This is a genomic window from Vibrio sp. MACH09, assembly GCF_033238805.1.
In the GTDB taxonomy this organism is placed as follows: Bacteria; Pseudomonadota; Gammaproteobacteria; order Enterobacterales; family Vibrionaceae; genus Vibrio.
This window is the reverse complement of sequence record NZ_BSFZ01000001.1, coordinates 1,301,595-1,323,380: the sequence shown is the minus strand read 5'-3', so window position 1 is coordinate 1,323,380 and position 21,786 is coordinate 1,301,595. Positions and strand designations below refer to the sequence as shown.

The following is a 21,786-nucleotide window of genomic DNA, read 5'->3' as shown; positions in this document are numbered from 1 at the left end:
AATTTTATGAAAAAGAAATTAATATTGAATTTCTACCATTTGATGGCCTGTCAATTTTCGTACTGAAAAAATAACTCTATCTTTTTCTTTCCTAAATTCTAATTCAATATTTTGCGGGACTAAATTTATTGATTTGATGTCAGCATCATATTTAATAGAGATATCCAAGTTATAAATCGGAATAACATCTTCAATGATTAAAGTATCATCCGATTTACGTTCAGGAATATAATGAAGTAGATGCAATACATCTCGATGTTGGTCCTGTTGGGTATTTAATGCAGCAATCAAGCTACTAGGACCGTTGTGGCGTAGTAATGGTTCTGGCAATAAATTATCAATTGCATCCAAAACCATGTGTTTCACCCAAATGGGCGCGTTTTGCACAAATTGGTTAAATACAGGATGACAAAAGTAGATAACATTGCCGCTTTTCACTACACCAGGATAACCTACCTGACCAGAGGAAGGCGTATGCATATGAGAGCAAAAATGCTGCCATGTACGATTGAAATAGGGCGTAATCACATTACATAGAACTTCGCTAGTGGGTAGCATCGACACCTCTAGACCTTTCTGATACATAACATGCTCAGTTTTTTGAAGATGCTTGCCTATTGAATCGCTCGGTAACAGATAATCTGGGCTAAATGGCGCATCTCCAATGTAAGATACTCCAAATAAATCACTACTAAATGCTTGCTCCTCTGGTTTTAAGCCCGACTTATATGTAGCTATAACCTTGCCCCCTTGTTCACAGAAATGACGAAGCTGTCGATCTAAAGTTTCATCTACCGGCACCTCATCAGGCAATATCAGTAATTTGTACTGTTCAAAGTCAGCTTTACTATCGATGATGTCAAATTGATGGCCTCCTTCTACCAATATACGTGTCACGCCATGAAGTACCTTAGCTTGATCCCAAAACTCAACGGTCAAGGTAAATTCTTCAGGATTAAGTACACCAATATCTGTTTTGGCTTTTGCTGCAACACACCATGGCTCAACGTCTTTTACTTGTCGATATACCTCACCAATAAGATCATAGGTTGCTTTTGAAGGCTGACCATTAGGGTGTAGCTGATCACCTATTGAACACTTACCATTCATTGCCAGCATATGGAATACTTCAAACTCCAACGCGGCTTGGTTTTTAAACGAGTGCATGTCTCCCCAAGAGGTATGGAACTTGCCCGTCATACCAATAAAATCATGACCTAAGGTTCTTGCATAACGAACAACAGCAGGAAAATGGCCATATCCCCACTCCCCGGTTGGCAAAGACTCAACTTCAAGATGGCTGTAGTGTTCAATCGACTCTCTTATGTCAGGAGCGATGTGACCTTGATTATAGAAAATCTCACAATCTTGATTAAAGCTACGAATATGAGCGGACATATCCTGTTTAAACTCTTTCATCATCGTAACGGCAAATACCATTCGGTCATCTTTTTGGCTGGGATTTAATCCTTTCGCTTTCATATCAGCTCGACACCAACGACACGAACAATCAATCACTTTTACAATATCGAGAAAAAGCCCTGTCACTGGAAAAGTTTCAAATAGCTCAACAATATGCTCTTTTAGCCATGCTCGATATGGCGTGTTAACACACAATGCACGACGAAAAGTAGGCTCATACAACCCTTCTGTCATTTCTCCTTGCTCACCGATAACGTGCCATTCTGGATTATGTATCGAGATATATTCGTCCCACTGAACCGTGGTATAAATAGGTACTCGAATGCCCTTATCCCTCAAGGCCTGAATTTGATCTACTAATAAGCTTTTATTAGTTAAAGTAGGATGAATACGCTCAGAATTGCGCTTTGATGGATAATACATATAACCATGATGACAGCGGGCAAAGCACGTAACTGAATTGACACACGCATCAACAAACACATTAGCAAACTGCTGTTTATCAAATGCAGCGCCTACATTGGGGATGTGCTGGCTAGTATGAAAGTCAAGATGAACTTGACGATAAGCAATATCTCTCATAAATAATACCTTATTAAATTAATAGTTAGTGTTTATGATGTTCAGCCACAAAATTATCTGCAGGCGCGGCTATCGATAATGGTCGTATGTTTTATCTGTCAGTAATCACGTTTGTTAACGAATTAATGCCACATACTTTGAACAAACTCTTTTTTCCATATTTTGATTTATCAGCAATCAACACCACCTCTTTAGAAATAGCCATTAACGTCTGTTTTATTTGATAGTTATATTCATTAGAGTCCCACACACCTGACTCTTCATCGAAACCGACACAAGAGATAAAACTGACATCTGCGGACATATTTGACAGCGAATTAATTGCGACCGATCCATAAAAGCTGCCATATTTGGCGGAATATCGCCCGCCAGAGCAGATAACACGAATATTGCTCTTTCTTTCCAACGCCAAAATATTTTTTAGCGAGTTTGTAATTACTGTGCAGTTAATGTTTGGCATTTGCTGAGACAAACACCAACTTGACGAACTCGCGTCTAAACCAATAACCATATGTTCTTTAATTTGAGCTAGCGCTTTTTTAACCAAGCTTTCTTTTACTTTTAAGTTATCTTTGGAGCGCTCAGAAAAAGGACGGCCAACATCGGTACTACTCGCTTTGATGTTCATGACACTGCCATGTATTCTTCTTATTTCACCCTGCTCATCCAGTTTTCTCAAATCACGGCGCATGGTTTCCACCGAAACATCAAACTTGTCAGCAAGTTCACGTACCGAAACCTTTTCAGATGCATTAATAAACTCTAATACTTTGGTTTTTCTCATAAAATGCCTCCTACAACTGTTCTTTAAATTATCAGTAACATACATGACCGTTAGTGATAATGATCTTTCTACAGTTAAAATTGGTCATTTTTTATGCATTTTTGCGACCGAACGGTCAAACGGTCAAACGGTCATGTGAATGGACTAAGAAAGTAGCATCAGCTCTACAAAGTATCTGTTCAGGTAAGATGAAATTCGGCGAGATAAACGCAAATAGATAGGACTGAAGTTGATGAACAACAGAGTGTGGAGAAAGTGGCCTAGTTCTAAACAAAAAACCGCTCTAGCGAATATCTAGAGCGGTTTAGTTAATTATAAATTAACAGTTAAACTTATTATGTTATTTGCTTGGCATCGGTAAAATTTCAAATAAACCATCAAACTCATCCAATGTGGCGGCCAGTTGCCCAAGTAACTCACTCTCACCTTTTACACTTGCTTGCCCTGACTCAAATAACGCTTCCAGTGTCGTCTCTCCCAGTACCACTTTAGTGAAGTCTGTTTTGTTGATAATCAGTTCAAAGTCTACGCTTGGTAGCTGTTCAACTTGGATATTGGCCATATTGGCATTCGACACTTCACCATAATAGAGCTCCTCAACATCTGGGTGGTTAACCGCAAAACTAAAGTTAAGACCCGCTTGCTCTGCCTTAGTCGCATTTAAACTAACCGCAACAAAATCTAAAAACATCCCCGTTGGTGTGTTGGCAATCACGTCCGCTGATGCCAGTTTAATTGACGGCTGTATCTCACCAGTTCTGAGCTCCGCCGCACCTTGTAAGTAGCTATTTCTCCATGCCATTGTCTCTGACTGGTAGCCTTGCTGCTCAAAGCTGTCGGCTAAAGCAAAGCGGTATTCAATGTTGCTTGGCTGACACTGCACTAAATCATTAAATAGCTGTGAGGCCTGCTGATACTCTCCCTGTTTAAAGTGAGATTGGCCGGCATTAAACAGCGTATCTGCCCCGGCCGCATTGACGTATACACATGATTTATCAATGGTTTGTAGTGGGTTGGTGTTTACCGGATTCATATCATGATATCCAAGGTATAAATTAACTACCGCACGGGCATTGTGGCTGTATGAGCCGTGATAACCGTTGGTGTGCCATGTATCTAGCTGAGACTGAGGGATAATCTTCTCGATCTCTCTTCCTACATCATTAATCGTTACACCATGATTCGCTAAACGCATTGCCTGATTATGGATAAAGCCGTAATTATCACGTTGTAGCGTCATATACTGCGAGATTTCATTCACGTCAGTCTCTGCATCATTCCAAACTGGAGCCGAATGAGCAGCATGAATATTGTCGACCAAGCCACTGTCAACAAAGCGCAGTTTTAATTCTGTGAGGTACTTAGTCCAAACTAATGCGTCACGCACTTTGGCTCCACGGAAAGTATAGATATTATGCATACCATCGTAGGTCAACTCCGCCGTATTCAATGAACGATACTCAGGTACATAAAGGACAATCTCGGCAGGCGCTTCAGCACCAGGCATGTTAATCGCATGGAAATCCAATCCATCAATGGTGATCACTTTTTCACGCTGTTGAATTTCATCTGTTGGTGCCACCAACGTAACCTTGCCGCGAGAGGTACCTAAACCTAATGCATTATCAACGATTCCCTTGGTATTATTATCAAGCGTAGTGCCGTACTGGTAATTAGCGCGACGTCCCATGGCAGCACCGGCAATCACATTCTCATCTGCCAGTTCTTTTATAAAGTCTTTTGGTGCATAAATTTTAGCCTCTGCATCGAAGTCTCCCGACTCAAAAATACCGCGAGATCCTCCAAAATGATCCGCATGCATGTGTGAGTAAATCATGCCGGTAATTTTGTGCTCGCCATTGATAGCGGGTAAATGCTCTTTGGCAAACGCCCACGAAGCTTGTGCTGCCTCTTTGGATAACAGCGGGTCATGAATTACATAGCCATTATCGGTGCGATAGATTGTCATGTTAGAAATGTCAGCCCCACGAATTTGGTACACCCCATCCGTTACTTGATACAAACCACCAGCGGCGTAGTTAAGCATGCCTTGGCGCCAGATCGATGGGTTAACCGTAGCAGGCAAGTCTTCTACTGACATCTCGGTCATATATTCGAAACGATTTTTTAGCTCACCCGCTTCATGAGTACCAAACTCAGCAATCAAGCCATGGCTTGTTCTGTTAAATGCGGAGGTATCTTGCCAAGGCAGTTGTTTAGACAGTTGCGTATTTGCCTTTGCAGTATGTGCTGTTGCTGGCTTTCCCTCATAAGTGTCGATTGACGCGTAATCGTTCGCCGCTGCGCTAAATGACATCACAACTGCTAAAGAAAGTAGTGAAGGTGCAAATTTCGTTTTCATGCTGAGCCTCTTTGTATCTCAATTGGTATAGCGCTAATTTAGCCAATTGACACATAATGATATATAAATGAAACTACATTTAAGACATCACATTTTGTTATGAGTTAAAGCATGATAGATAAAATAGATCTAAATCTTCTTAAAGTATTCTCAACGGTTTATCGTCACCAATCGATCACGCTTGCCGCAGAAGAGATGGAGATGACCCAACCTGGAGTGAGTGGATTGTTAAAGCGCTTACAGCAACAAGTGGGGAGTCAGCTGTTTATTCGCTCTGGCCGAGGCATCGCCCCAACTCGTCACGCGCAAGAACTGATCCGTCAGGTTGAACCAGCTTTAGAGCAAATTAACAACGCGTTAGAAAATCTAGACGGGTTTAATACCGATTATCCACATCGATTTAGGGTGTATACCTCTGAGCCGATTATGTTAATGCTATTACCAAAGATTGAGGCCGATAACGAGCTAGGAAAAGTCACTATCGAGTTGCACCCAACCCGCTCGAACGAAGAACAATTGATCAACGATCTCCATCAACGCCGAGCCGATTTAGCCATTGAGTTCTCTAACTACTCTTCCAACTCTTTTTTTACAGAAGATCTGTTTATTGATGAGATGTGTATTATTGCTAGGAAAGGACACCCAAGGATTCGCAGAACGCTATCTGAAGATCAGTTTTATCAAGAAAAACACATCACTCTGAAGCTCCGCCGAGAGCAGGTCTATCTCGCGGACTACTTTACAACTGAAAACCTAAAAGAGAGAGCCGTAGCCGCTGAATGCACCTCATTGGTTTCACAAATGTCGATGGTCTCAACCAGTGATTGCATAGGCACTATGACCAAAAGCATTGCCGATATGTTTGCAGATAAGATGGAAATTCAAGTACTGTCTATGCCGTTCACAACCACCGCGATTAATCATCGTTTAATGGTTCATAACCGTGATAAAAAAAGCCCCGCAAGCATCTGGTTAAGAGAGAAGTTAAAGTCATATTTTAAGTAATCGATCTAACCGCTATAAAGTCACTAATACGCCTTTTCGATTCAAAAACCAAACTATCTAGCCAAAACAAAAAATTATATTTCGACTTTTATAGAAATAATTATTGACTTTAAAATTACAGAGACTATTATTTCCACATATTTAGAAATATCGATATAGGAAAACAACATGAGTCCCGAATTCATCACAATGGCTAAAGAAACGCTGGATATGTTCGCGTTTTTAGCAACCGAACTTATCATTCTATTCTTGGCAATCAGCTACCTTGTTGGTGTGCTGCAAGAGTTTATTACCCCGGAGAAAATTCAATCCATACTTAGCTCACGCAATGGTAAAGGATATATAATCTCCGCACTGTTAGGCTCCATCACACCATTCTGTTCATGTTCAACAATACCTTTCCTTAAAGGTTTGCTAAGAGCAAGAGCTGGTTTTGGTCCAATGATGGTCTTTTTGTTCTCAAGCCCTTTACTTAACCCCGTTATTATTGGCTTGTTTGTCATCACTTTCGGCATCAAAGTCGCGGCATTTTATTTTGCTATGGCGATGATTGTCTCGGTATCTGCTGGCTATGCGTTAGAAAAGCTCGGCTTCGAGAAATACGTAAAACCTGAAGCGTACGAAGTCGCGAACGCCACGTCAGGTTGTGGCGCATCAACATCAGATTCATCGTCTAGTTGTGGTTCAACCGCAAAACCGGCCACTGCGTCTAGCTGTAGCTCTAAACCAGAACCAGTTATGGCGTCGACCTCTTGCTGTAACAGCGAACCAACACCTGCGATGGCATCAGCGTCTTGTTGTGACAGTACCGCTGCCATCGCGCCAGTGACTGATAATCGTTGGTTACGTATTTGGCGTGCAACGTGGAAAGACTTTAAACAAGTTCTGCCTTATTTAATGTTAGGTATTACCCTTGGCTCCGTAATTTACGGTTTCATGCCAACGGATCTTGTTGCTAAGTACGCGGGCAACGGCAACTGGTTTGCAGTGCCAATTGCAGCGGTTATCGGCATTCCTCTATACATTCGCGCAGAAGCAGTGATTCCACTTAGTGCGGCATTGGTGTCAAAAGGGATGGCGTTAGGGTCGGTAATGGCGTTAATTATTGGTAGTGCTGGAGCGAGTCTTACTGAAGTTATCTTGCTTAAGTCTATCTTTAAAAATCAAATGATCGCCGCCTTCCTAGTTGTCATTCTTGGTATGGCCATTAGCGCAGGTTACCTCTACACCGTTATTTTTGGTTAATAGCAAACAAGTCGCGTTGCATGTTGCATGCAGCGCGACTTGTATTTCTAGCGAACTGGAGAAGTTATGATTAAACATCCTTTATTACTTATGCAATTACTACTGGTTTCCACAGCTCTTGTTGTAGCAACACAAAACAGCGAACTATCAACTAGCTATCCGCTACAAACCGCTATAGTAATCGCAGCTTTCACCGTTTTTCTTGTCAGCATATTCAACCTTGCTGTCACTGTGTTCAAAAAAAGACTCCACCGATAATGACAAAGGTTTTTGCATTTCTAACAACCAAGCAGCAACGAAAAATACACTTTATCATGTGATTCACTCTGCTCCGTTTTGCTCTCGGTCAATTGCCAGCGATGGGTTCGTAGTATGTTTTCAACCTCACTTTTAAAAATATTGGGAATATAAACAGCGATCCTGTTTAACAAGTTTCCCTCATCGCTAAACTGAGCGACCAAAAAGCCTTTTTGTAAATACGTAGAGTTAGCGAGACAATGTGCGGAAGAGAACTCTTCCACCACTACAGGAGAGTACTTCTCTATCTCATTAAGAATACTCATAAAACTACAAAGGTCAGAGTCACTATCCGCTGTTGCTCGTGTTAGTGTGATTACCTTGTCTACCTCTTTGAGTTTCTCCTCCATGTTGGCTCTTGGTCTTTTGCCATAATGGATAAGCTCACGAATACTCGATTTAACGGGCTTATAACAGCTCTTTTTAATAGCAGACTTTAAATAGCGTATTACACAGCGATTTCTCTGCTCTAAGTTTAACTTCCTAATCGAATAGGCCATATCGAGGTACAGCTTGATCATTCCGTGATCCACCAACCTCGATAGCGCATCCAACTTAATAGACTCTGAACTGTTATTTATCATTTTCAAGACCATACTCTTTTATATACCAACTATACTGTAAACTTCTCTAGCTCCTTTCGTAGCCCAATACTCATCTCATTTAATGATTCGCTATGGCTTTTAATGCCCTGGACATTTGAAGCGACAAGTTGGCTTTTTGATAATATATTCGTTACGTTTTTGCTTACCTCTTCTGCCACAACTGCCTGCTCGTCAGTGGCAGTAGCAACTTGGGTATTCATGTCATTTATTTCTAATGTGGTCTCTCGGATCTGTGCCAATACAGAGCCCGACTGCGTTGAGAGCTCAACGGTTTCTGCCATCTTTTCTTCACTCTTTTGCATAGACTCGTGAGCCGTCACCGAAGCCGTTTGCAAATAGCCAATGATATTTTCTATTTCTGTTGTAGATTCTTGGGTACGCCGTGCCAGGTTTCTCACCTCATCAGCTACAACGGCAAAGCCACGTCCCATTTCTCCTGCTCTTGCAGCTTCAATTGCAGCATTAAGAGCAAGAAGATTAGTCTGCTCAGCAATCCCTTTTATCACTTCTAAAATACTGCCAATATCATTGCTGCGACCACGCAGTTCCGTAATTCGTTCTAGCGCCACTCCCATCTCTTCACCAAGCTGATGAACACAGCCAGTTGACCGATCCACTACTACGCTTCCATTCTCAGCTTTCTCAGCCGAGTCTCTGGTGCTTTGAGAAGTGGTATTGGCGGTTTGAGCCACTTCTTGAATCGTCGCCGACATTTCATTAATCGCCGTGGATGCTAGCTCTGTTTCACGAAGTTGTTCTTGAACGGTAGCTTCAGTTTGCATTGCAAAGTCTGCAACTTCTTGTGAATGCTTCTGTACCTGCTCAGATGATGTTCGCACTGATTGAACAATGGTCTGTATCTCTGCAATAAAATGGTTAAATGACTTCGCAACCTGACAGAACTCATCCTTAGTGTTTTCATCTAAACGGGCTCGCAGATCAGCATCACCACTGGCAACATCCGTCATTGCGGTGGCTATCCAGTTTATTCGGTTAAAAATCCCCTTAGCAACAAAGTATAAAAGGCTAGACAGTAGCGCTGTCAGCGCCAATACCACCATGCCTAATTCGAAAGCGAATTCTTTAAATAATTCGTTAATGTTGTCAAAGTAAAGCCCTGTTCCTACATAGAGGCCCCAAGGTTCATAACCCATAACATAAGCGACTTTTGGCTCAGGGTCTGTCTCTCCTGCTTTTGGCCAGTTATGGTCATAAAACCCACCGCCACTTCTTGCCAACGCAATCAAATCCCGAGTCATCGGTTTGCCAGTGCCAGGATCTTTCATGTTAATGATGTTGGCACCAACCAGTTCAGGCGCACCACCCATGGCGATAAAGGTGCCATCGTAATCGACCACAAAAAAGAACTCTTGCCCATCGTCATAGCGCATATTATGTACAACTTGCCGATACTGGTTCTTTGCTTGATCCAAAGTTAACTCACCAGATTCCACTCGCAGGTTAAATGCATCCGCAACCCCCACGGTCACTTCGGTCAAAGAACGAATTTTATCCTCAAGCAGATACATCATAAAATTGTTGCTTTGATAAAGAGCCACTGCACTCAGGGTACAAATCGAGATAATAGTGGAGAGTACAACCAACCAAATACGAGTTTTAACAGACATACAACCTCTCTTGTCTTGGGAACCAGTGATAATGAGTAAACCCTTTCTAACTAGCGTCTAGCGTGCAAATACACGGTTTGCATTTGCGCTAGCCGTTTAGCTTCGCTTCAATAAGTAAAATCATGATATGAATAATCTTGATGTGAACTTCTTGGATTCTGTCGGCATAACCCAAATGAGGAACTCGAATTTCAACGTCACAATAATCCTTGAGCTCACCACCATCTTTGCCCGTTAGCGCGACAACTTTCATTCCTTTAGATTTCGCTTCTTTACAAGCACGAATCACGGTTTCAGAGTGGCCTGAAGTAGAAATGCCCAATAGCGCATCACCACGACAACCAACCGCTTCTACATATCTTGAAAACGCACTGTCATAGCCATAATCATTGCCCACACAAGTAAGATGACTGGAGTCTGAGATGGCAATGGCCGCATATCCCGGACGATTTTCTCTATAACGACCAGTAAGCTCTTCTGCAAAATGCATAGCATCACAGTGAGAACCACCATTACCACAAGAGAGAATTTTGCCGTTTTCAGACAGAGTGTTAGCAAATAGATTGGCTGCCTGTTCAATGTTGATTAGGCTAGTTTGGTCTTGCAGAAAATCTGAAAGGACATTGTGAGCTTCAATCAGCTCATTTTTTATTGTTTCTATACTCATAAAAAAACAAACGGCGCCTTAATAGCGCCGCCTTAGTTGAGTTATGCTGCGTTACGTTCAGCAATAACTTGGTTGGAAATTTCGCGAAGCTTCTTAACACTGATGCGAACTGCTTCTTCTTCTAAGCCTGTCCACTCTGTGTGCGGGAAGTCAATTTCAACCGCCATAAAGCCTTGGAAATCGGCTTTATCAAGGATACGAGCAAGCTCTAAGTTATCCACTAAGCCCATTCCAACGGGTACTCCAGCAAAGAAATGCCATGATGTAGGCGGCTCATTGGTATCAACCATCAGATCTTTTGTATGTGTCGCCATTACGTACGGTGCCAGCTTGCGCATACCTTCAATTGGATCATCCAATAAACGTAGGAAGTTACCTGTATCAAAGTTCACACCAAAGAACGTCGAATCAACACCATTTAAAATTTGCAGAATCTCATCTGCGGTGTAATCGATATGGTTTTCAATCGCCAACCTAACTCCCGCTTCTTCAGCAATAACCACCGCTTCTCTGAACTGAGCGATTAGCGCTTCAATTTGCGGTTGATGATCTTCATGACGGAACATTAAAGATGAACCACATACACGCATTACATCAGCGCCAATCGCAACCGCACAACGAATCTGCTCTTTCATATCTGCAAACGCTTCAGGGTTTTGACCTCGCTCTAAGCCGTCTGGGTGACCCCAAGCGTATACACGGTCAAGGCCATGCTCATCAAGTTTTGCTTTGATCCTAGCCAGGGTTTCGTCATCACGACCCGGTAAGAAACAAGACTCAAGAGACACACCGTCACAACCAACACTTGCTGCAAAGTCGATAAATTCAAAGACCGTCAGATTTTTTTCTGGCACTTGTTGCCCCGGATAAACTTCTCCAAAAAAGCGATGGAAACAGTAACTATCAATTCCGATTTTCATTTTATTTCACCTTATGATTTTGATTAGGTGGATGGCTCTTCTGGCCACCCTGCCTTTACTATCTTTTAATACCTTAACAATGCGATTTAGCTAAGAATTACTCAGGGATCTTAATCCACTTACCTTCTACGCTCGACTGATAGAAGCCTTCCAGAACCTTCATCAGGTGCAGACCATCTTCAAAAGTTGCGTACTCTACTTCACCATCAAAATCTTTCTCTAGAGAAGCATAGAATTTAGTGAAGTTGTGTTTGAATGCATCTGGGAAACCTTCAACGTGACCATTCGGATAAGTAGAAACAGCCATACTCTCTGGAGATACGTTTGCAGACTTAGTCGCAATCTCATTGTGCTTATCACGATGCCCAACCCAAAGCTCAGTGATAGAATCTGTATCCCAGTGAACTGAAAGTTCAGTACCAGATACAATCAAGTCTGTCTTATTTTTACGACCAGGCATTACCTGAGAGATAACCGCTGTACCGATAGCACCGTTGTCGAAACGCATCATCAGGTTACCGTGATCTTCAGTGTTGATAGGACGTTTTGTGTAAGTTATGTCGTCAGAAGCTTCTGCGAAAGTCTCTACTTCACCTTCTGGTTGTAAGCGCTCTTCCCAAACTGTTGCGTACTGAGCCATAACTTCTACAATACGAGAACCCGTTACGTTTTCAGCAAGATCAGCCCAGTGCAGACCAATATCAGCGACACAACGAGAGTTACCTGTATTTTCACGCTCTACGTGCCAAGAGTAATCGGTCTGCTTAGACATCCAATCTTGAACATAGCCACCATGAACATTAAAAATACGACCCAATTTGCCGTCTTTAACCAGTTGACGCATTTCAGTTGGCATTGGGTAAAAACGGTTGTGGAAATTGATACCACCAACCATACCCGTTTCGTTCTTGACCTTAACCATCTCTTCCGCTTCTTCAGGGTTAAGACACAGTGGTTTTTCACACATTACGTTAATGCCAGCGTGCATTGCGTCAACAGTAATTCGGTAGTGAGTGTTATTCGGAGTACACACGTGTACCACATCTAACTCTTCCTTCTCGAACATCTCTTTATAGTCGTAGTAGTACTTCTCTACATGCATCAATTCTGCTTTTTCTTTTGCATTAAAGCTGTCGCAAACTGCAACCACCTCAACGTTGCCTAAACGGCGTAATGCTTCTACGTGACCAAGTCCGATAAAACCGGTGCCAATAACGGCAGCTCTAAATTTTTTCATTTGTTTCATCCTTATTCAGTATTATGGTTCTGATGCCGGCCTAGGGAGCTCGCTCTACACTAGGCCGGCATCAGTTATAAGTTGTTATTAGTCGATAACTTTGGCATTCCAGTTAAATACGCGAGCCATCTGTTGTAGCTTCACTTTCTGATCGCCAGTAATGATCATTTGATGGTGGCTCGACAGCTCATCCATCACTTTTTCACCATCGTTGTAGCGAATGAGTGATGCGTTACGAGCATCGGTTCCTGGGAACTGAAGGTAATCATCAATTTGTGCGGGGATGATTGCTATTTCATTGAAATCTTGGTGAATTTTCGCAAGAGTCACTTCACCCGTTGGCAGCTCACAATCAATCATGTAGGCATTATCATCAACGATTCCCAACACCTTAGGCACCATTTTCCACTTAGAGCAGAAACTACGGTTTGCAAGGCCACCGTAACCACAGTGAACGCCAAGCGCACAGTTGTCTGGCTCAGGTACATCAGGGAATGCATCCATTTTCTCGTGAGCGATGGCCGCCATACCAACAAGGAATGGGTAGATGTTCGTCATCATGATTGGCTCGTATAAGGAACGGTACATGATGTAAGTACTAAGCATGGTCAGCGTATCGCCTTCACAACAACCTATTATGTCTTCTTTCTCAAATAGCATGTTCCAAACAAGGCACGGTGTTGTTGCACAACTTGCCGATTCATTCAGACAGTTAGCTCCAATACCTTCGATATCACCCACTTCATCGATAACTTCTTTAATTGCAATGTACAATTTGGCAGGAAGAAGTTGTTGATGTTGATTAAGACCTTCATTTTCTACATCCCAAGAATCCCAAAGGGCTTTTGCCTCTTCATCTGAGATTTCTGCTGCACGTTCATTAACAGCTTTCCAGCTACGATAAATTATCTGAACACCGGTGGCTTCTTCCATGCGTTGGGTACATTCTTGCTCCCACCAGTAAAAACGTTTAAAGATTCCCGGCTGCATACCTTCGCCTGGGTCATCCTGAAACATTAGGAACTTAGCACCTTGTTGTAGGTGAGTTTTAACTCCGATTGAACGAAGAACTACTTTACCCAGCTCTACGTTGTATGGAGAAAACACATTCATACCGCGAGCACGCAGATAGGAAACAATTTCCCAGTCCCACATTTCAACAGTGCCAAACTTAGAGGTTAAAACCACCATTGGCAGGTCATATTTGCTTAGCTCTTCTTGATGGCGAAAAGCAGCAAAGATTAATTGAGGGAACACAATTGCATCGGCTTCTTTTGGTAACTCTTCACCCACTACAATAGGGTCAAGAAACTCAGCTTCCTTTCCGTACATTTCTTTTAAACGAAGCATCTGCTCGTCAAATTCCAGTTTTTCTCGGTCATTAGTTTCACTGAAAGTAACAGGTACTAATTTTGCTCTAATATCTAATTTCATTGCTCCCGCCTTCTTTTTTCGAAAACAGCCATAGGAAACGTTTTATCCGCTAACAACTCGGCTCTTCCAACAGACTGTTAAATCACTTCATGAGCACACTATACCCTCAATTTTTATTATGAAAATATCATTTTCGAATATTTGTGTGTTAGCTCATATTTTTATTGTTTATTTTCGATAAAAGGATTTATTTTCATAATAAAAACGAAAGTTATCACACCAAAATAACAAATAGAGTCATAGAAGAACCAGTTAAACCCTCTCTTGCCGCAAGGGATTCGATAATGTCGAACGGAAATGTGATAACAGAACAAAACAAAAAATCAGAACAAAGAGTCAAAAGAATAAATTTTCATTATGAAAGGTAGCAGAGACTGTTTTTGCGATAAAACAAAGAAACAAAGAAAAGAAAAGAGAAAAAAGATGAAAGCAGAAGCCTGTAACAACCACTTTCATCGGAGGTGAGGGAGATCACTTATTAAGGTCATTTGCTATTGCAGCGCTGACCAACAAGTAAAATGTTACCTAAATATTGTTCAGCTCAACATAGTAGTCATTCATATCGCTACACAGTTTGCAGTACAAGCTTCGGTACTTCTTATATTTTTCTTTATTATCCGCAATGGGTTCATAGCTACGCTTTACTTCTATATGCGCTTTTGCGGTGGCCGCAATATCATCTATTGCTCCTATCGCATTGCCAGCCAATAGTGCAGTTCCCCAAAGGGCTTCATCATGTCGAGACATAATATCAACCTTGAGGCCACATACATCAGCAATGATCTGAGGCCAAACAGACGAATTCGCTCCTCCTCCAATCATCTTAATTGAATCCATTTTAATATGCGGATAAAGCTCACGGATAGAGTCTACCGTCAGTGAAATCTCATAAGCATAAGACTCCAGCAAAGATCGGTAAAAGTGTGCAGGTTTGTGCAGTAAAGTATGACCAAGGAACATGCCTTTAATATCCTCGTTAAAAGGCATATTACTACCACTTAATAAACCTATGCACATTAGAGCATCAGAGCCGGCTTTAAGATCTTTTGCGTCCAAATCGATCTCTTCAAACGTACGACCTTCACAAAAATTATCTTTGAACCACTTAATAATGATGCCTGATCCTGGAATATATTTATGCAAAATATAATTATTGTCCGTGGCATTTAACAGTGCATCGTAATTCATCGATTTTAAATTGGGGATATACTTATCAACCATGCAGCTAACGGCACCATATGATGACGCTTCAAACACTAAGTCATTGATCTCAGAAACATTCGCGCCTACGATTCCGGCAACTTTATCTCCTGAGCCTGATACTAACGTCACGTTAGGATCCAAACCTAGCATTTCAGAATACTCTGTTGCCAATGTAGCGACTTTTTCGTTTGATTTTGTAATACGTGGAAGTTTATCAATAGAAATACCGACAAGATCGCACAACCTTTTGCTCCATGAACAGTTAGCAATATCAGCAAGGCCAGTCCATGTAATAAATGAGCTATCAATAGTGGTGTCTTCTACACGGCTTTTTGCCAGCTTAGCGATGATGTAGCTGCTAATCATCATGTATTTTTTAACGCGGGCGGCATCATCAGGAAATTCTTTTTCGAACCACTCAATTTTTGGTGCCATTAATGGCGAGTTAGTACCTGAAATCTCTACCAGCAAGCGGCTGTGCTTTTTCAGCATAGTTTTAGCGTATGGATAATAACGCGTATCTAATGAGCAAGACCAAGACGTGATGTCGTTTAGCGATTCATCCACACCCATAACGCCAGCCATTTGTCCTGTAAAGGCAATAGATTTAACGTTCGCTGGTTTATCAATTTTGGCTAATGCTCCTTTAAAACAGGTCAATACAGAGTCGAAAATATACTCACCACTTTGCAGGAATACTCCAGCACTTGGGTTGTCGATTTTCATTTCTTTTGTTGATAGCGCGAGACAATGTCCAGACGTGTCGTAGATACCAACTTTTATATAACTTGTCCCTAAATCAATCGCTGCAAGTAGTGTCGGCTCCATAGACTGCCTCCTTTGTAGTAATACATGATGTTCTGTGTTCATTATTATTTCTGTTTCGACCTCCCCATTTTAAGAGGAGGCTGGCAGGATTATTATTGCGATCGCTTAATCAAAAGTGATCACATGTTTAAGGCCTCTCGCAGCCGCAGCATTATCAAGCGCCTTATCAAACTCATTAAGCGAGTATGTTTCTGAAACAATCAGATGAAGCGGAATACGCTTGTCATTAACCAGTTTGCTGCAAAGTCGATAGTCATAAACACTCTGCTTGGTACAACCGTGAATGCTCAACTGCTTGTAGTGGATAGTATTCGAATTTAACAGAATATTCTCTTTATCTTTTGGTAATCCACCAAAGAACAAAATCTTACCATTCATATTCATGTACTCGGTCGATTGCGACTGAGCAATCGCGGCTGGTGCAGCAATAATACTGACGTCTACGCCTTTACCCGTGATGGCTTTAATACCTTCTGTTAAATCGCCCGTCACTGTGTATACATCAGGGAACAGCTCTTTCGCTTTCGCTAACCGCTCCTCACTAAGATCAGCAACAATCACTTTTGCTGCACCAAAAAGTTTGCATACCATGACATGCATAAGACCAATCGGTCCCATACCAACAACCAGTACGTCATCACCAGGAAGAATGTTAATACGCTTCTGACCGTTATAAACACAACTAAGAGGCTCAACTAACGATGCTTCAGCAAATGAAATATCGTCATCCAAAGGAGCAATATTACCCTGCTCTATCGCAAAAGAAGGTATACGAACATATTCAGCGAAACCGCCATCCATTGTTACGCCCCATGCATCATAGTCATCACAAAGATGAGTTTGACCACTTACACAAAGATCACACGTTCCACAACCGATATTAGGAGCAATCGCGACCTTTTGACCAGCATGGTAGCCCTTCACCTGTGAACCAACTTTCTCGATAATCCCAGCGAACTCATGACCAATGGTCAATGGATTTTCAGAAGAGACATCTTTGTAACCATTCATGTACATACGTACATCGGTGCCACATAAAGAAGATGATTTTACTTTCAATAGCATCTCATTTTCAGCAATTTCAGGAACTGCTACATCTTCTACTTGAATATCTAACTTACCTTTAAGACGGGCTGCTTTCATAGTACTCATCTTACTCTTCTCCAATATAAACAGGACGTTTTTCAAGTAGAGACTTCAAACCTTCCTGAACTAGAATTAATGCCATTTTACCGTCGTAACCAGTCACTTCCGTTTCTGTATCATTTTGAATTGCTTCAACAAACGCTTTCGCTTCAGCGATATAAGCGTCTTTGTACAGCTTAGTCCAAGACGGCATTGAATCGGTGTGTAACAACTTCTCTTTCGTTACTAACTCCACATTGTTATTCTTTTGGCAACCTACTTTAGCAATACCGTGCGTACCTAAAATCTCGGCGCGCGCGTCGTAGCCGTACTGCACATATTGAGCACCATCTACCATACCTAATACACCGTTTTCAAACTCGAGTAACACAGCGCAAGTATCGTAATAATCTGGATAATCAGACGCGATTTCAGGTGAGCGGAAATTGCGGCCAATAGCATGAATCATTTTCACTTCTGAGCCGGCATACCAGCGTAAGGTATCGAGATCGTGGCTATTTACCTCACCAATAGGACCAGCACTGTCTGAGATATCGAACATCCAAGCTTTTGGCTCACTTGGGCCGTGAGTCAATGACTTAATCATTGTGACTTCACCAACTTGCTTGTTCTCGATGATCTCTTTGCCTTTTTGAAAGCTCTCATCAAAGCGACGCATAAAGCCAAGCTGAAGCTTAACGTTATTTGCCTTACACGCTTCAATCATTGCGTCACACTCTTCTGCACTACCAGCCATCGGTTTTTCACAGAAAACATGCTTACCTGCATTAGCAGCAGCAACAACAATATCTTTATGAAATTGAGTTGGCGTTACAACAACAATTGCATCAACTTCATCATTGAGAAGAACATCGTTATAGTCGGTGTACTGATATTTAACGTTTAACTCTGCTTGTGCTGTTTTCAAGTTCTCTTCAAACGGATCGCAGATCGCGATAAGCTGAGCACCTGCTACATTACCGTTGTAACTTCTGGCGTGGATCATGCCAGCTCGACCACAACCGATAAGACAAACATTAATTTTATCTTTCATTTTCATTCAACCTTCATTGCGTTGAACCGATGTCCATTGACCATTTTGGTGTCTATAACCATTACTTTGTTAACAACTTCATTAGAAACTATTGCTTTAGAAATAATTTCTTTAGAAACAAATAGGTTATAAACAAACCGTTAATAAACAGGCTTCGACATCGGCAGTTAATTCAATAGTCGTTATAAGCCGAGATTACTCGCCTAGTTCAGCTTTTAGTTCTTCAACGATTTTGATACCAGAAGTACTACCAATACGTGTCGCGCCCGCTTCTACCATTGCACGAGCAGCAGCAAGTGTACGTACACCGCCAGATGCTTTAACTTCAACACCAGAGTATTGCTTCATGATCGCAATGTGCTCTGGTTTTGCACCGTCAGTACCAAAACCAGTAGAAGTCTTAACAAAATCAGGCTTAACCTCTGCAGCGATTTTTGATACTTCGATAATCTCCTCTTCACTCAAGTAGCATGTTTCATAAATCACTTTACATACGATGCCACCTTTGCGAGCAACAGATACCAGAGATTCCATCTCACGCCTAATGTAATCCCAATCATGCTCACGAACCTTGCCTACGTTTAGCAAGTAATCAAATTCTTCAGCGCCTTTATCTACTGCATCTTGTGCTTCAAATGTTTTCGCTTCAATTGTCGTTTGACCCAGAGGGAAGCCAATTGCAGCACCCGTAAGAACACCGGAACCACGTAACATTTCGCGACACATTTCTACTGGGTAAGAGTTGATAGCAACGGATGCAAAGCCGTATTCACTTGCTTCATCACATAACTTCTGAAAATCTTCTTTCGTTGCGTAAGCGTGAAGGTTGGTGTGGTCAAATAGTGCTGCTAGCTCTTTAACTGTTAAGCTCATTGTTCTCTCCGATTTTTGTTTAAACAAGCCTTGCTTTTATATAATTTCGAAAGCAAGCCTTTATCTTCATTTCGAAAATACTATAACCACATTTTTTCGTTTTGAAAAGTTATATTTTTATTTGCTTGTGATAAATATCATGCTTTTTCATATTTTTCGTTTGTAATTTGCAAATAGACAACGAAATAGGAGCAGTAAAAGGCGTTATAAAGCCAACATTTGAGTATCACTTGCTGATCTCGTTGAAATACATTGATTTTTCGTATTCATGCTTTTCATTTTGTTTTAAAACCTTATTTTTTAATTGGTTGTAATCTGCAAGTTGCACTCATATAATGAAAACAAATAAAAATAGATGTAGAACGAGTTAATTAATTGAGGTCTGAACAACATGTCTAAAAAGGTGATGTACGGGGAACAGCGTAAACAGCAAATCCTCGGCTTAATAAAAGAGAAAATAAGTGTCAGCGTGAATGAGTTAGCGCAGTATTTTGATGTTACAACTGCGACGATCCGTACCGATTTAACCGAGCTTGAAAAAGCGGGAGATGTCATCCGTACCCATGGTGGCGCGATCCTTAAGTCTGATATAGCCCATGAAAAATTCCTTAATGAAAGGGAAAACGAAGACAAAAAGATCAAAGTCGCATTTAAAGCGGTTGAGTTAATTGAAGAAGAAGACTCCATACTCATCGATACCGGAACCAGTACCGCTGCTCTGGCGCGTATTCTGACAAACTCTGATATTAAACGACTGAGAATTTTCACCAATGATTTCGAAATCGCAAAATTACTTGAAAGCAAAAGTGAATTTGACGTTAACGTATTAGGTGGAAAAATCCGTAAAGGGTTTCACTACAGCTATGGCGGCACAGCGACCTCTGAACTAAGTAAATATAAGTTCGATAAGCTGTTTCTTGCCACTTCATCACTGAGCTTTGATAACGGGTTAACCACGTTCCACACGGAAACTGCACACCTAAAAGCTGAAATGATAAATTCTGCCACCAAGAAAGTATTGCTGCTGGATTCGACAAAGTTTAATAAAGATTCTTTCGCCAAGTTTGCTGATTTAAAAGATATTGATACCGTTGTTGTTGATAGTGAAATATCTAAATTTGATTACGAAAACCTGACTGGTGAAGTCGATAAAGTGATTATGGCCTAGCTGGGTATTTTTCAGTCTCATTATGATTTAGTCACAGCTCAAGCCAAGCATTGACCACTAAAGGCGACAAAAGCTGGCACAACCTCCTAAGGTTAGCCAGCTTTTTTTATCAGTTTGTTAGTTAGTAACTAAAACTCAAATTTATACGAGGTTTGATATTGATAGCAATCGCTAGGTTGTAGAATCGAACAAGGAGTTGGCCATTCAGGGTGGTTAGGAGCATCTGGTAACAACTGCGTTTCTAGAGCAATTGCGGAATAATCACAGTACTCACCCACCAAACGTCTCGGTGTTCCTCCGTTCCAATTACCCGTATAAAACTGCATGGCAGGTTTGTCAGTATAGACGCTCATTTTGATCGAACAATCACTATTTGTCAGTACTGCCACCGGCTCTTTAAGGTCTCTCACAGGTGTAAAGATATAACAGTGATCATAACCTTTCGCAGCTCGTTGCTGTTCATCGCTTAAGAAATCACGAGACACGGCTTTCTGATTTCTAAAATCAAAGCTAGTTTCTTCTACGGACACGAAACGGCCCAAAGGTATTCCCTGTGCATCTATCGGTAAATAGAAATCCGCTGCAATAGCTAACTTATGATTACGACAGTCACTCCCTTGTTCTGCATCCTCTAAATTGAAATATGCGTGATTTGTTAAGTTAACCGGCGTCGCTTTATCTGTTTTTGCAGTATAGCGAATGGTAAGTTCATTTGATTCCGTTAGTGTATACGTCACTGTGACTGCTAGATTACCGGGAAACCCTTGATCATTATCTGGCGACAGTAACGAGAAACAGACACTAGCATCACTTAGTTTGTCGATACTCCAGCGTCTTTTGTTGAATCCTTCAGGGCCACCGTGCAGCACATTGTCACCCTGATTGATTAATACTTGGTAACTCTCTTCACCAATAGTAAATCGGCCACCAGCAATTCTATTGGCAAAACGACCGACCGTTGCACCAAGGTACGTCGTGTGACTTTCAAAATCGGCCATGTTAGAAACACCAAGTATGACCTCGTGCTCTTTATCGTTAATAGGTAGTCTACAACTGAGCCAAGTCGCACCTATATCCATAAAGGTCACTTTCATCCCACTACTATTGCTAAGTTCGATCACATTAGCCCGTTCACCATCATAGGCTGGATCCTGTGTCATTGATTGCATCAAGTTAACTGCCATTATTCCCTCTTCTGAGCTTGTTATCGCCTTTCGTCTTACCGGTATCCGTTCAATAAATCACACGATTGAAGACGATGACCTTATGTTTTTATCTTGGTGATGATGGTATCTTTTTAATTTCATTTCGAAAATACAGTTTTTAAATATTTTTGATAACGATCCT

The 21,786-nt window shown here is 41.5% G+C and carries 17 protein-coding genes; 3 read left to right on the top strand and 14 right to left on the bottom strand.

What is annotated here, in order from left to right; translation table 11 throughout:
- Positions 1–18: 18 nt before the first annotated feature.
- The 3 genes from CHJ_RS05965 to CHJ_RS05955 form a co-directional block, all read right to left on the bottom strand.
- A complete protein-coding gene (locus tag CHJ_RS05965) occupies positions 19–2,004 on the bottom strand; it encodes an alpha-amylase family protein (RefSeq protein WP_317917162.1) in 1,986 nt (661 codons plus the stop codon).
- 91 nt (positions 2,005–2,095) lie between these two features.
- Entirely contained in the window at positions 2,096–2,788 is a 693-nt protein-coding gene (locus tag CHJ_RS05960) for a DeoR/GlpR family DNA-binding transcription regulator (protein WP_317917161.1), read from the bottom strand.
- Positions 2,789–3,128: 340 nt separating this feature from the next.
- A complete protein-coding gene (locus CHJ_RS05955; RefSeq protein WP_317917160.1) occupies positions 3,129–5,150 on the bottom strand; it encodes an alkyl/aryl-sulfatase in 2,022 nt (673 codons plus the stop codon).
- A 111-nt stretch (positions 5,151–5,261) separates the two neighbouring features.
- On the opposite strand from CHJ_RS05955, the gene CHJ_RS05950 reads away from it, so the two are divergent.
- Both CHJ_RS05950 and CHJ_RS05945 read left to right on the top strand, forming a co-directional pair.
- Positions 5,262–6,155: a LysR family transcriptional regulator gene (locus CHJ_RS05950; RefSeq protein WP_317917159.1), complete on the top strand. Its 894-nt coding sequence runs from the start codon at positions 5,262–5,264 to the stop codon at positions 6,153–6,155.
- A 168-nt stretch (positions 6,156–6,323) separates the two neighbouring features.
- Positions 6,324–7,400: a permease gene (locus CHJ_RS05945; protein ID WP_317917158.1), complete on the top strand. Its 1,077-nt coding sequence runs from the start codon at positions 6,324–6,326 to the stop codon at positions 7,398–7,400.
- Between the two features lie 278 nt (positions 7,401–7,678).
- Here the strand turns inward: CHJ_RS05945 and CHJ_RS05940 are convergent, their stop codons facing one another.
- From CHJ_RS05940 to deoC, 10 genes are all read right to left on the bottom strand, one after another.
- Positions 7,679–8,281, bottom strand: a complete 603-nt coding sequence (locus CHJ_RS05940) for a DUF2913 family protein (RefSeq protein ID WP_317917157.1) — start codon at positions 8,279–8,281, stop codon at positions 7,679–7,681.
- A gap of 29 nt (positions 8,282–8,310) precedes the next feature.
- Entirely contained in the window at positions 8,311–9,930 is a 1,620-nt protein-coding gene (locus CHJ_RS05935; protein WP_317917156.1) for a methyl-accepting chemotaxis protein, read from the bottom strand.
- A gap of 88 nt (positions 9,931–10,018) precedes the next feature.
- Positions 10,019–10,597 carry a D-sedoheptulose 7-phosphate isomerase gene (gene lpcA, locus CHJ_RS05930; RefSeq protein ID WP_317917155.1) on the bottom strand — a complete coding sequence of 193 codons (579 nt, stop codon included), beginning with the start codon at positions 10,595–10,597 and terminating at the stop codon, positions 10,019–10,021.
- Positions 10,598–10,638: 41 nt separating this feature from the next.
- Entirely contained in the window at positions 10,639–11,517 is an 879-nt protein-coding gene (locus CHJ_RS05925; RefSeq protein ID WP_317917154.1) for a sugar phosphate isomerase/epimerase family protein, read from the bottom strand.
- 97 nt (positions 11,518–11,614) lie between these two features.
- Positions 11,615–12,754: a Gfo/Idh/MocA family protein gene (locus CHJ_RS05920; protein WP_317917153.1), complete on the bottom strand. Its 1,140-nt coding sequence runs from the start codon at positions 12,752–12,754 to the stop codon at positions 11,615–11,617.
- 87 nt (positions 12,755–12,841) lie between these two features.
- Positions 12,842–14,188: a hypothetical protein gene (locus tag CHJ_RS05915; RefSeq protein ID WP_317917152.1), complete on the bottom strand. Its 1,347-nt coding sequence runs from the start codon at positions 14,186–14,188 to the stop codon at positions 12,842–12,844.
- A gap of 525 nt (positions 14,189–14,713) precedes the next feature.
- The gene (locus CHJ_RS05910) at positions 14,714–16,219 is read right to left on the bottom strand and encodes a xylulokinase (protein ID WP_317917151.1); all 1,506 of its coding nucleotides are present in this window, start codon (positions 16,217–16,219) and stop codon (positions 14,714–14,716) included.
- A 105-nt stretch (positions 16,220–16,324) separates the two neighbouring features.
- Entirely contained in the window at positions 16,325–17,371 is a 1,047-nt protein-coding gene (locus CHJ_RS05905; protein WP_317917150.1) for an alcohol dehydrogenase catalytic domain-containing protein, read from the bottom strand.
- Between the two features lies 1 nt (position 17,372).
- Complete coding sequence (locus tag CHJ_RS05900; protein WP_317917149.1) at positions 17,373–18,398, bottom strand: Gfo/Idh/MocA family oxidoreductase; 1,026 nt, start codon at positions 18,396–18,398, stop codon at positions 17,373–17,375.
- Positions 18,399–18,593: 195 nt separating this feature from the next.
- On the bottom strand, positions 18,594–19,271 hold the full coding sequence (gene deoC / locus CHJ_RS05895; protein WP_317917148.1) for a deoxyribose-phosphate aldolase: 678 nt from the start codon (positions 19,269–19,271) through the stop codon (positions 18,594–18,596).
- A 391-nt stretch (positions 19,272–19,662) separates the two neighbouring features.
- Between deoC and CHJ_RS05890 the strand changes: the two genes are divergently transcribed.
- On the top strand, positions 19,663–20,439 hold the full coding sequence (locus CHJ_RS05890) for a DeoR/GlpR family DNA-binding transcription regulator (protein ID WP_317917147.1): 777 nt from the start codon (positions 19,663–19,665) through the stop codon (positions 20,437–20,439).
- A 128-nt stretch (positions 20,440–20,567) separates the two neighbouring features.
- Here the strand turns inward: CHJ_RS05890 and galM are convergent, their stop codons facing one another.
- Positions 20,568–21,623 (bottom strand): galactose-1-epimerase, encoded by a 1,056-nt coding sequence (gene galM / locus CHJ_RS05885; protein WP_317917146.1) that lies wholly within the window; start codon positions 21,621–21,623, stop codon positions 20,568–20,570.
- Positions 21,624–21,786 lie beyond the last annotated feature (163 nt).